The organism is Pelagibius sp. (genome assembly GCF_028289705.1).
Taxonomy (GTDB): Bacteria; Pseudomonadota; Alphaproteobacteria; order Kiloniellales; family Kiloniellaceae; genus Pelagibius.
In genome coordinates, this window is the sequence record NZ_JANQOI010000163.1 from 1 (window position 1) to 11,443 (window position 11,443).

Consider the following 11,443-nt stretch of genomic DNA (forward strand, 5'->3'; position numbering starts at 1 on the left):
TTCATGCGGCCCTGGAACAGCAGGTGCAGGCGCACCCGCCAGTGGCCGAAGTTGGGGAAGGAGACGATGGCGTGGCGGGCGATGCGCACCATCTGCTCCAGCACCTGGCGCGGGTCCCGCGTCGCCTGCAGGGTGAGGCTGAGGATGGCGTAGTCGAAGGCCTCGCTGGGGTATTCCACCAGATCGGTATCGGCGTCGCCCTGGATCACCGAGAGGCCGCGGGCCACGCAGGCGTTCACGTTGCGCTGGGAGAGCTCCATGCCGCGGCCGGCCACCTGACGCGCGCGGGCCAGATGGTCCAGCAGCGCGCCGTCGCTGCAGCCGATGTCGAGCACCCGCGCGCCCGGCTCCACCATCTCGGCGATCATCGCCAGGTCGCTGCGCAGCCCAGGGGTCTTTGCGGCGGCCGCGTCGAGGGCAGGCAGGGGTAGGGAGTCGGTCATCGGGGCGTCGGTCATCGCCGGTTCGGTGGTCGGTTCGGTCGTCGGTTCAGGCGAACTGCAGGCCGCGGTGCTCGGCGCAGCCGTTGAGGAAGCCGACGAGGGTATCGCGAAACTCCGGCTCGTCCAGCAGAAAGGCGTCGTGGCCGGCATCGCTCTCGATCTCGACGAAGCTGACGTCCGCGGCGACGGCGTTCAGGGCGTGGACGATGTCGCGGTTCTCCGAGGTCGGGAACAGCCAGTCGCCGGAGAAGGAGACCACGCAGAAGCGCACCGGCGTGTCATGGAAGGCATTGGCCAGCTTGCCGCCGAACTCCGAGGCCAGGTCGAAGTAGTCCATCGCCCGGGTGATGTAGAGATAGGAGTTGGCGTCGAAGCGCTGCACGAAACTGGCGCCCTGGTGGCGCAGGTAGCTTTCCACCTGGAAGTCGGCGTCGAAGCCGAAGGTGAGGGTCTTGCGGGCCTGCAGCCGGCGGCCGAACTTGCGGTGCAGGGCGGGCTCCGAGAGATAGGTGATGTGCGCCGTCATCCGCGCCACCGCCAGGCCACGGTCCGGGTTGCGGCCCTCGACGATATAGCGGCCGCCGCACCAGTCGAGGTCCGCCATGATCGCCTGGCGGCCGACCTCGTGGAAGGCGATGTTCTGGGCGGTGTGACGGGCGGCGGTGGCGATGGGCACCGCGGCGAAGACCTTGTCCGGATAGTTGGCCGCCCACTCCAGCACCTGCATGCCGCCCATGGAGCCGCCGGTCACGCAGAACAGCTTGTCGATGCCCAGGTGGTCGATGAGCAGCTTCTGGGCGCGCACCATGTCGGCGATGGTGATCACGGGAAAGTCCAGCGCCCAGGGATCGCCGGTCTCCGGGTTGATGGACTTGGGCCCGGTGGTGCCCATGCAGCCGCCCAGCACGTTGACGCAGATGATGAAGTAGCGATTGGTGTCGAGCGCCAGGCCCGGCCCGACCATCAGGCTCCACCAGCCGGGCTTGCCGGTCACGGGATGGGTGCCGGCCATGAACTGGTCGCCGGTCAGGGCGTGACAGACCAGGATGGCGTTGGACTTGTCGGCATTGAGGCTGCCGTAGGTCTGATAGGCCAGGGTGAAGGGGCCCAGCTCCACGCCGGAATCGAGCATCAGCGGCGCATCGCGGCCGAATTCCGCGGTCAGGCCGAGCTCAGGCGTCCTGTCGTTCGCCGGTGCGGCCGCGATTTCCGGTTGATCGCTCACAAACCCTTCGTCCCTTGATCCATCGACCCTGCCTGCCGCCCGGGGCGAAGGCACGCCAAATGCGCCGCTCCCGGGTCCGCAGCAGGGCCCCCTAGCTAGGGAGCAGCGGCGGCAGCTGTCAACCTTTCATGGGGGGATGGCCGGCGCAAGGTTTCCTTTGATTTTAACCTACCTAGCGACTATCAGTAGCACCGCCTTGCCGGGAGCATTCAGGGGCAAATGTCAGAAAACCCGCCCTCTTTGGACGATTTGCGTCGCCAGATCGACGAAATCGACAATGCCATCCACGACCAGCTCATGCGCCGCACGGAGCTGGCGCAACAGATCGCCGTGGCCAAGGGCACCAATGCGGTGATCATGCGCCCGGGCCGCGAGGCGCGGGTGCTGCGCCGCCTGGTAGGGCGCCATCGCGGACCCTTTCCCAAGCCCGTCATCTGCCGCATCTGGCGCGAGATCATCTCGGTCTTTACCCGTCTTCAGGGACCCTTCGCCGCTGCTGCCTTCGCCCCGGAGGACGGCAGCGATCTGTCTCTGCTGGCCCGCGATCACTTCGGCTCGCTGACCCCGATCACCGGCTACGGCTCGGAAATGGGTGTCCTGCGCGCGGTCAGCGACGGCAAGGCCAACATCGGCATCCTGCCGCTGCCGGAATCCGACCGCGGCACACCCTGGTGGCCGAAGCTGGCGCGCAGCGGCAAGGCCTCGCCCAAGGTGATCGCCCGCCTGCCTTTCGCGGCCCTGGACGGTGGCCGGCGCAGCGGTCCCGAGGCGGTGGTGATCTCCCTGGCGGAGCCCGAGGAAAGCGGCCAGGACCTCGGCTATCTGATTGTCGAGCTGACCGAGGCGATGTCCCGCGGCGCCCTCAAGACCCTGTTGTCCGATGCCGGCTTTGAGGTGCGCAACACCCAGGCCTGGGCCGACGGGCCGGAGCGCACCCTGCACCTGGTGGAGGTTGAGGGCTTTCTGGCCAGCGACGATGGCCGGGTCGGCGCGCTGGTGGCCGAGGCCTCGCAGGTCGGCCATGCCTGGGCGGTGGGGAGCTTCGCCGTTCCGCTTTCGGCGGAGGATCTGGCGGTCGTGACAGAGGGCGCGGGCCAGCCGGAGAGCCCCGAGGCAGGCGCGGACGATGCCGCCGGGACGGACGCCTCCACGGCCCGCGTGTCATGAGCCCGCAGCCCCGTCCCGGCATCCTCGATGTCGCGCCCTATGTGGGCGGCGAGTCCAAGGCCGAGGGGGCGAACCGGGTCATCCGTCTGGCCTCCAATGAGAACGCGCTTGGGCCCAGCCCGAAGGCGGTGGCGGCCTATGAAGCCGAGAAGGACGCCCTGCACCGCTATCCCGATGGCGGCGCCCTGGGGCTGCGCCAGGCCATTGCCGCGGCCGAGGGGCTGCCGGCGGAGCAGATCGTCTGCGGGGCCGGATCCGACGAGCTGATCGCCCTGCTGGTACGCGCCTATGCCGGGCCGGGGGACGAGGTGCTGACCAGCGCCCATGCCTTTCTGATGTACGGCATCTCCGCCCGCACCGCCGGCGCGGCGCTGGTGGCCGCCCCTGAGACCGCGCTGACCGCCGACGTCGATGCGCTCCTGGCCCGGGTCACCGAGAAAACCCGCATCCTGTTCCTGGCCAACCCGAACAACCCGACCGGCAGCTATATCTCCGAGGCCGCCCTCAGGCGCCTGCACGCCGGGCTGCCGCCCTCGGTGCTGCTGGTCATCGATGCCGCCTATGCCGAATACGTGACCGCGCCCGACTATCCGCAAGCTGCCGGCCTGGTGGAAGAGGCCGACAACGTGGTCATGCTGCGCACCTTCTCCAAGATCCACGCCCTGGCCGCCCTGCGCCTCGGCTGGGCCTATGCGCCGCCGGCGGTGATCGACGTGTTGAACCGGGTGCGCGGCCCCTTCAACGTCAGCCAGGCGGCCCAGGCCGCCGGGATCGCCGCCATCGGCGACCGCACCCACATCGCCCGCTCCGTCGAGCACAACAATCAGTGGCGCGGCTGGTTCGCCGAGGCGGCCCAGGCCGCCGGGGTCGAACCCCTGCCCGGCGTCGGCAACTTCGTGCTGCTGCGCTTTCCCGGCGGCCAGTCCCAGGCGGAAAGCGCGCTGGCTGCGCTGAAGCGCCGGGGCGTGCTGCTGCGCGGCGTGGCGGCCTATGGCCTTGCCAACTGCCTGCGGGCCACCGTGGGCACCGAGGAGGAAATGCGGATCACGGCTGAGGCTCTGGCCGAGGCCCTGAAGGAGTCGGTGGCGTGACCGCGGCCGGCGAGATCGAGACCGTGCCGCCGTTCCGGCGGGTCGCCCTTCTGGGCGCCGGCCTCATCGGCTCGTCGCTGGCCTGGGGCATGCGCAGCCGCGGCCTGGCGGGACATGTCGCGGCCTATTCGCGGCGCCAGGAGACCCGCGACAAGATCGCCGCCCTCGGCTTTGCCGATTCCCTCCACGAGGCGCCGGGCGATGCCGTTGCCGATGCCGACCTGGTGATCTTCTGCGCGCCCGTCGGCGCCAATGCGCCGCTGGCCGAGGCGGTGGCGGAGCGCTTCGCCGAGGGCGCCATCGTCACCGACGTCGGCTCCGTCAAGCAGGCGGTGATCCGCGACATCGGGCCCTACCTGCCGGCGGGCGTGCACTTCATCCCCGGCCATCCCATCGCCGGCACCGAGTTCTCCGGGCCGGAGGCCGGCTTCGCCGACCTCTTCGAGCAGCGCTGGTGCATCCTGACGCCGCCGCCGGGCACCCACGAGGAGGCGGTGGAGAAGCTCAAGGGTTTCTGGGAATCCCTGGGATCGACCGTGGAGGTCATGGACGCGGCCCACCACGACAAGGTGCTGGCCATCACCTCCCACCTGCCTCACCTCATCGCCTATACCATCGTCGGCACGGCCACCGACCTGGAGGAGAGCGAGCGGGCGGAGGTGGTGAAGTTCTCCGCCGGCGGCTTCCGCGACTTCACCCGCATCGCCGGCTCCGACCCGATCATGTGGCGCGATGTCTTCCTGCACAATCGCGAGTCGGTGCTGGAGATGCTGCAGCGCTTTTCCGAGGACCTGACCGCCCTGCAGCGGGCCATCCGCTGGGGCGAGGGCGAAACCCTCGAGGGCCTGTTCCGCCGCACCCGGGAGATCCGCAGCGGCGTCATCGAGGCGCATCAGGCCGGCTCCTTCGATCCTAGAGAACCGGAGCGATCGGGAGCAAGGGGACCGGTCCCAGATACAGCAGGCCGTCCCGCAGAGTAATCGGCGCTTCCAGCACCGTGGCATCAGAGTTGGCCTCGCGCCGGCCCAGGGCGGCGACCGCCAGCCGCGCGGCCAGCGCCGCCTCCGGCTTGATCTCGCCGTCTTCGCTCAGCCGGTCGATGATCCGCTCCGCGCCCTTCAGCCGGGTGTCGAACTGCCCGGCCGGCCGCAGGGTCTGGTCCAGGGCCAGGCGCCCCGCCGCCTGCAGGTCCAGCGGCCCCCAGTTGGCGGCGAGGCGGCGGAACTGCCAGAACCCGCCGGCATCGCGCCACAGCGGCAGGGCTTCCGCCGGCTTGCCCCGGGGAATGCCGCCGATGACCGTGGAATCGAAGGACAGGCGGGCGACGGAATCCCCCAGCGGTCCGCCCCGGCCTTCCGGCAGTTGCAGCGCCAGCGCCTCGGCGATCAGGTCGAGCTCCTCCAGGCCGTTGCCGCCGTTGCTGCGCAGCGGCCCCAGGCGCGCGGTGAGGCGGTCCAGGGTCAGGGGCTCCAGCCCGTCGCCCGTCATTTTGAGAGCGCCGAGTTCGACCCGGGCGCTTTTCACCTGACCGTCGAGGGCCAGCACCACCCGGCCTTCGGCTTCGTCGACCAGGATGTCGGCCGCCCGCGCCCCGACGTTGCCGCGGCTTAGGTCCTGAGCTAAGTCCGGGGCCAGGGTAACGCGGTGCAGGCCGGGAAACCGCAGGTCGATGGTGAAGGGGTCCCAGAGCCTGGCTTCGCCGGAGACCGGCGGCCCCCGCCAGGTGAGGCCGTGGGGGCTGGTCACCCGCGGTTCGCCGAAGGTGACCGCCAGGGCGAAGGGGAACCCGCTCATCTGCGGGCCCTGGTAGACGATCTCGTAGCCGCGCTCGGCTTGCTCGGCGCGCCAGCGGGCGATGCCTTCGGCCAGCGCATCGGCGGCCCAGAACCAGTACCCGACCACGGCCAGGGACAGCAGGCCGAGGGTGGCGAAGAGGGCGACGGCGAGGCGGTAACGGGGCATGGGCGAACAGGCTGTCTTGCTGGGGCGGCCATGATAGGCGCTTTGAGCCGGGCTTTGAATCGCTTCTCTCCACGGGCCGGCTAAGGGCGCTTGAGAGGGCAGGGGCGATCTGATGCTATAGGGATCAGCCGCGAGGCCTTAAGCTCAGGAGCAGAGATGGCAAAAAGGGAGATGAATGAGGACGAGTGGCCGGACCTCGCGGAACCAGACCCGATCTCCGCCGAGGAACTGGCGGCCCGGCGCCTCACGCCGCCGCCGGGGGAGGATTTCTGGGTCTTCGGCTACGGCTCCCTCATATGGCACCCCGGGTTTCCCCATGTCGAGGTGCGCCTCGCCCGGCTCACCGGCTTTCACCGCTGCTTCTGCGTGTTCTCCCATGTCTACCGGGGGACCCCGCAGGTGCCCGGGCTGGTCCTGGGGCTCGACCGCGGCGGCTCCTGCCGCGGCCTGGTGTTTCGGGTGCCGAGTGGCGAGGGGGAGGTGGCGCTGGACTATCTCTATGAGCGCGAGATGATCACCGGCGTCTACCGGCCTTCCTGGCGGCAGGCCAAGACCGATCAGGGGCCGGTCTCCGCCATCACCTTCGTGGTCGACCGCGAGCACCGCCAGTACGCCGGCGCCCTCAGCCACGACCGCGTCGTCGACCTGATCCTCCAGGGCCGCGGCAACCGCGGGCCCTGCATCGAATACCTGGAGAACACGGTGCACCACCTGCAGGCGCTGGGCGTGCGCGACCGCGCCCTGGAGCGGCTGCTGAAAGAGGCAAAGGGCCGGAAGGCGAAGCGGTAGCCGGCTTGCCTCATCCTTCGAGACGGCCTTTCAGGCCTCCTCAGGATAAGGTAAGAGGCGGAGGAGATTGACCTCATGCTGAGGAACCGGCGAAGCCGGTGTCTCGAAGCACGAGGTCAATCGTGGAAGCTGTGCCTTCGACGGGAGGCTAAAGCTTGGCGACCAGATTGATCCACTCGTCTTTGTCGTCGCGGCCGAAGGACGCGACCTTGGGAATCACCTTGCCGGTGCGCTGGTAGCCGAAGAAGCGCAGGTACCACTCGACCACCCGCTCGTCGTCGGCATTGGTGTAGAGTTCCTTGATCCCCTGGTCGCGCAGAAAGTCCTGGCGGGTCTGATGCAGGGCGCCGCCGACGTTGCGCCCGCGGTAGGCGGGGTCGACCGCCAGCAGGGTGGTCTTGGCGGTGGTCTCGTCGAGGATGCGGTAGCCGCCGACGCCGATCACCACGCCCTCCAGATCGGCGACGAAACAGTCGCTCAGCGGAAAGCTGGGCATTTCCGGCCCGCCGATGTGGTGGAAGTTGGCGCCTTCCAGCACCTCCATGATGCGTGGCCAGTCCGCCTCGGTGGCGCGGCGGATCTTGACGGCGGGTTTGACGTCCTGGTTTGGGGCGGGTTTGGCCAAGGGCTCGGTCTCTGTGTCTCTGGCTCTGGATGCCTGGATTTCTGGGCTTCGGAGCCGCCCCGGCGGCACCGGGCCAGCGCCATGCTAGGCGATTGTGACCCACAAGTCTTTCCACAATCTAAACCGCAGATGGCACCTTTCGGCGGCAACAAAGCGGTAGGGTTTTGGGGCTTTCGGGGTGCCCGACCGCGGTCCGCTGGCCGCCGTCACATCTTGGTGTCGTCACATCTTAGTGTAGTGTCGTGAATTGATCGTGGGTGGGGGGCGTTAATACTTCTAGCGCATCAGGCAACCGCCTGTTCCCTTCAACCGGAGATGCGAGGTTCTCTCCCATGATGCGCAAGCTTCTACTGGCATCGGCTCTGTCGGTGCTGACCTTTGGTGCGGCCCAGGCCGGCGAGCAGTACGTCGACGAGACCGGCTACGCGATCAGCGGCTACGACGCGGTGGCCTATTTCGATCTCAAGCAGAATGCCGTGGGCAGTCAGCAGCCCCAGGCGGTGCCCGGCAAGGCCGGCATCACCGCGGAGTATAACGGCGCGACCTGGGCCTTCTCCTCTGAGGCGAACCGCGACAAGTTCGTGGCCAACCCGGCGAAGTATGCCCCGCAGTACGACGGCCACTGCGCCTATGGCCTGGCCCAGGGCGGCAAGGTTCCGGCGAACCCCAACCTCTGGCGGATCGTCGACGGCAAGCTCTATCTGAACATCACCCCGACGGTGGTGGGTTTCTGGGAGAGCGACATCCCCGGCAACCTGAGCAAGGCCGACGGCACCTGGTCGACGAAGGAGTCGCTGCCGGCTTCAACCAAGAGCTGGAAAGCCATCAACGATAATGACGGAACCTACTCCGGTCCGGCACCCATCGAAGGATAAGTCCCGGATCACAACCGTCCGGTCATCGGACATGTGTTAAAGTCCGGGACCTGTGGATCCGGAAGAATGACCAAAGCCGTTCAAGAGGAGTAGAGAGTTCATGGCTGAAAAAGGAAAGATGGTATCGGCGGCGATGATCGCCGGGGCTGTAGCCCTGGCCGTTTCGGCCACCGCCAATGTGACCCCGGCTGCCGCTCAGGCGAAGGAGAAGTGCTATGGCATTTCCCTCGCCGGACAGAACGACTGCGCCGCGGGCCCCGGCACCACCTGCGCCGGAACCTCCACGGTCGACTATCAGGGCAATGCCTGGACGCTGGTGCCTGCCGGCGATTGCCTGAAATACGGCGTCGAGGAATCGACGGCGGAGTATGAGCTGCCGGGCGACCGCAAAGGCTCCCTGGAAGCAATCGACCGCGACCTGCCCCAGGCCTGATGGGGCGGCCCGCCAGCGGCATCATGGCGGCGGGTTGAACAGGGCGGTTTGAACGAGAGCGCCGGTCCGGTCGTGCAAAGATGCGATCGGACCGGCGTTCCGACTTTATGATCTCAGAGTCATGACAACGGATTCGGGTAGCATGGCGAACCCTTCGGCAATTCCGCCCCGCGCGGGCGTCGGCCTGAAGCCCCAGCACTACGAGGCAGTGCTTGAGGGCAGGCCCGACCTCGGCTGGTTCGAGGTGCATGCCGAGAACTACATGGGCGCGGGCGGCCCGCCGCATCACTATCTCACGAAGATTCGCGGCGGCTATCCGCTGTCCCTGCACGGCGTCGGCCTTTCCATCGGCGGCGCGGCGCCCCTCGACGAGGCGCATCTGGCGCGCCTCAAGGCGCTTGCCGAACGCTACGAGCCGGGGCTGGTGAGCGAACACCTCGCCTGGTCCAGCCACGGCGATGTCTACTACAACGACCTGCTGCCCCTGCCCTATACGGAGGAGACGCTGGAGCGGGTCTGCGATCACCTGGACCGCATGCAGGAGGTGCTGGGCCGCCAGGTGCTGCTGGAAAACCCCTCCACCTATGTCACCTTCGCCGAGAGTTCGATGAGCGAGATCGCGTTTCTGACCGCGGTGGTGCAACGCAGCGGCTGTGGTCTGCTCTTGGACGTGAACAACGTGCTGGTCTCCGCCACCAACCAGGGCTATGCGCCGGAGGCCTATATCGACGCCTTTCCCCTGGATGCGGTGGGCGAGATCCATCTCGGTGGCCATGCCCGCGAAAGCGATGAAGAGGGCAACAGCCTGCTGATCGACGCCCACGACCGGGCGGTGGATCATCAGGTCTGGCGGCTCTACGCCCGGGTTCTGGACCGTGGCGGCCTGCGCCCGACCCTCATCGAATGGGACAACGATCTGCCCGCCTGGGAGACGCTCTACGCGGAAGCCCGCGCCGCGGAGTGGATCATCGGCGATCATGAGGTGCGCGCGCCTGCAGGGTCGCAATTCCAGCCTCCGGAAACTCATGCCGTCGCTCGCTGACCTTCAGGGCGCCTTCGCCGCGGCGCTGCGCGATCCGGCACGGCGGGTCCCGGCGGCTGTCGTTGTCGGCAGCGAAGGTCCGCGGGCGCGGGGCTTCGACGTCTACCGCAACAACGTCGCCGTCAGCCTGACCGAGGCGCTGCAGGCCGCCTTCCCCGTGGTCCAGCGACTGGTCGGCGACGACTTCTTCAAGGCGGCGGCCAAGGCCTATGTGGCGCAGGAGCCGCCGCGCTCTCCGGTACTCTTGCTTTACGGCCAGGGGTTCGGCGACTTCCTCGACGGCTTTCCGCCGGCGCAGGAGGTGCCCTATCTGAGCGACGTGGCCCGGTTGGAGTGGGCGCGCCTGCACGCCTATCACGCCGCCGATGCGCCGGTGCTTGAGATTTCCCGGCTGGCGGAAATCCCGGAGGCCGCACTGGGCGGCCTGCGCTTTGTGCTGCATCCCTCCCTAAGGCTGGTCCGTTCGCGCTGGCCGGTGGTTTCGATCTGGGCGGCGAGCAGCGGCCAGGGCAACGCCGAGGCCGTGGACATGTCCGTCGCCCAGGAGGCCGCGGTGATCCGACCGGCGCTGGACGTCGACCTGCGTCTGCTGCCGCCCGGCGGCTATGGCTTCATGGAGGCGCTGATGACGGGCGCGACCCTGGCCGAGGCCGCCGAGCGGGCATCGCAGCAAGACACCGCTTTCGCGCTTGCGGAACACCTGCAGGGGCTTTTTCAGATCGGCGCCGTCACGGCGCTGCGGCAATCGGGACCGGACAGTTCAACAAGGACAGACGAACCATGATCTCCCACGTCACTGCACTTCATGGCCGGGTTTTCGGCTTCATCGAGGCGAAGCTGGACGGCTGGTTCCTCGGCCTCGGCGCGCGGCTGGTCTTCGCCGCGGTGCTGGCGGTCTACTACCTGCATTCCGCCGCCACCAAGGTGGGAGATGGCCTTCTCGGCTTCTTCAGCATCGGCGACAACGCCTACTTCCAGATCCTGCCCTCGGTGGTCGAGGCCTATGGCTACGATGCCTCCCAGGTGCCGTTCTTTCCCTACGACCTGATCGTCTTCGCCGGCACCTACGCCGAGTTCGTGCTGCCGGTGCTCATCGTGCTGGGGCTGTTCACCCGCCTGGCGGCCCTCGGCATGATCGGCTTCATCGTCGTGCAGTCGTATGTCGACATCGCCTTCCACGGCGTCGACGCGGCAACCATCGGGGTCTGGTTCGACCGCCTGCCCAGCGCCGCCATCCTCGACCAGCGCGCGCTCTGGGTCTTCCTGCTGGTCTATCTGGCGGTGCGCGGCGCCGGCGCCCTGTCGCTGGACGCGCTGCTCGGGCGTAGGGCCCTGGGCCGGCGCCCGACGACCGCCGCTCAGCTACACTTGGAATAGCCGCAGTTGGTGCAGAGGTCGCAGCCTTCCTGACGGATCAGCGCGGCACTGCCGCACTTCGGACACTGGCCGAGGCGGCTGCCCTGCAGGTTGACCACGGCTTCCTGAGGCTGCTCCAGGCCCAGGGCCGGGCCCGCCAGGAAGCCGATCTCGATCATGTGGCGTTCGATGACGCCGCCGATGGCGGCAAGCAGGGAGGGTACGTAGCGCCCCTCCATCCAGGCGCCGCCACGCGGATCGAAAACCGCCTTCAGTTCCTCGACCACGAAGGACACGTCGCCGCCGCGGCGGAACACGGCTGAGATCATGCGGGTTAGCGCCAGGGTCCAGGCATAGTGCTCCATGTTCTTGGAGTTGATGAAGATCTCGAAGGGGCGCCGGCGCGGCTCGGCAGCGCCGGTCTCCTGCAGGATG

General features: G+C 68.2%; 13 protein-coding genes and 1 pseudogene. 9 read left to right on the forward strand and 5 right to left on the reverse strand.

The window, feature by feature from the left end:
• Together Q0996_RS20270 and Q0996_RS20275 are read right to left on the reverse strand one after the other, a co-directional pair.
• Nucleotides 1-443: methionine biosynthesis protein MetW (locus Q0996_RS20270; RefSeq protein ID WP_322096767.1), on the reverse strand; the 443-nt coding region annotated here is incomplete at its 3' end.
• 46 nt (nucleotides 444-489) lie between these two features.
• Nucleotides 490-1,608: a homoserine O-acetyltransferase gene (locus tag Q0996_RS20275; RefSeq protein ID WP_322096768.1), complete on the reverse strand. Its 1,119-nt coding sequence runs from the start codon at nucleotides 1,606-1,608 to the stop codon at nucleotides 490-492.
• Nucleotides 1,609-1,908: 300 nt separating this feature from the next.
• On the opposite strand from Q0996_RS20275, the gene Q0996_RS20280 reads away from it, so the two are divergent.
• From Q0996_RS20280 to Q0996_RS20290, 3 genes are read left to right on the forward strand one after another with little or no spacing between them, the layout of a single operon-like run.
• Nucleotides 1,909-2,835 (forward strand): chorismate mutase, encoded by a 927-nt coding sequence (locus tag Q0996_RS20280; protein ID WP_299624077.1) that lies wholly within the window; start codon nucleotides 1,909-1,911, stop codon nucleotides 2,833-2,835.
• Nucleotides 2,832-3,926, forward strand: a complete 1,095-nt coding sequence (gene hisC / locus Q0996_RS20285) for a histidinol-phosphate transaminase (RefSeq protein WP_299624080.1) — start codon at nucleotides 2,832-2,834, stop codon at nucleotides 3,924-3,926. Before Q0996_RS20280 ends, hisC begins: the two co-directional genes overlap by 4 nt.
• A complete protein-coding gene (locus Q0996_RS20290) occupies nucleotides 3,923-4,906 on the forward strand; it encodes a prephenate/arogenate dehydrogenase family protein (RefSeq protein ID WP_299624083.1) in 984 nt (327 codons plus the stop codon). Before hisC ends, Q0996_RS20290 begins: the two co-directional genes overlap by 4 nt.
• On the opposite strand, the gene Q0996_RS20295 is transcribed toward Q0996_RS20290, so the two are convergent.
• A complete protein-coding gene (locus Q0996_RS20295; protein ID WP_299624086.1) occupies nucleotides 4,839-5,888 on the reverse strand; it encodes a DUF2125 domain-containing protein in 1,050 nt (349 codons plus the stop codon). The two genes, Q0996_RS20290 and Q0996_RS20295, sit on opposite strands and share 68 nt — an antisense overlap.
• Nucleotides 5,889-6,044: 156 nt before the next feature.
• Here Q0996_RS20295 and Q0996_RS20300 point away from each other — a divergent pair, with 156 nt between their 5' ends.
• Nucleotides 6,045-6,677, forward strand: a complete 633-nt coding sequence (locus Q0996_RS20300) for a gamma-glutamylcyclotransferase (protein WP_299624089.1) — start codon at nucleotides 6,045-6,047, stop codon at nucleotides 6,675-6,677.
• Nucleotides 6,678-6,825: 148 nt separating this feature from the next.
• Here the strand turns inward: Q0996_RS20300 and Q0996_RS20305 are convergent, their stop codons facing one another.
• Nucleotides 6,826-7,302 (reverse strand): GNAT family N-acetyltransferase, encoded by a 477-nt coding sequence (locus tag Q0996_RS20305; protein ID WP_299624092.1) that lies wholly within the window; start codon nucleotides 7,300-7,302, stop codon nucleotides 6,826-6,828.
• A gap of 332 nt (nucleotides 7,303-7,634) precedes the next feature.
• On the opposite strand from Q0996_RS20305, the gene Q0996_RS20310 reads away from it, so the two are divergent.
• From Q0996_RS20310 to Q0996_RS20330, 5 genes are all read left to right on the forward strand, one after another.
• On the forward strand, nucleotides 7,635-8,177 hold the full coding sequence (locus tag Q0996_RS20310; protein WP_299624095.1) for a YHS domain-containing (seleno)protein: 543 nt from the start codon (nucleotides 7,635-7,637) through the stop codon (nucleotides 8,175-8,177).
• A gap of 100 nt (nucleotides 8,178-8,277) precedes the next feature.
• The gene (locus Q0996_RS20315) at nucleotides 8,278-8,610 is read left to right on the forward strand and encodes a DUF2282 domain-containing protein (protein ID WP_299624098.1); all 333 of its coding nucleotides are present in this window, start codon (nucleotides 8,278-8,280) and stop codon (nucleotides 8,608-8,610) included.
• Between the two features lie 142 nt (nucleotides 8,611-8,752).
• Nucleotides 8,753-9,652: a DUF692 domain-containing protein gene (locus tag Q0996_RS20320; protein WP_299624101.1), complete on the forward strand. Its 900-nt coding sequence runs from the start codon at nucleotides 8,753-8,755 to the stop codon at nucleotides 9,650-9,652.
• Nucleotides 9,636-10,436 (forward strand): DUF2063 domain-containing protein, encoded by an 801-nt coding sequence (locus Q0996_RS20325; protein WP_299624104.1) that lies wholly within the window; start codon nucleotides 9,636-9,638, stop codon nucleotides 10,434-10,436. The genes Q0996_RS20320 and Q0996_RS20325 overlap by 17 nt, the downstream gene beginning before the upstream one ends.
• Entirely contained in the window at nucleotides 10,433-11,029 is a 597-nt protein-coding gene (locus Q0996_RS20330; RefSeq protein WP_299624107.1) for a DoxX family protein, read from the forward strand. Before Q0996_RS20325 ends, Q0996_RS20330 begins: the two co-directional genes overlap by 4 nt.
• On the opposite strand, the pseudogene Q0996_RS20335 reads toward Q0996_RS20330, so the two are convergent.
• Nucleotides 11,011-11,443, reverse strand: a pseudogene (locus Q0996_RS20335) (hypothetical protein); the annotation flags it as partial. The gene Q0996_RS20330 and the pseudogene Q0996_RS20335 sit on opposite strands and share 19 nt — an antisense overlap.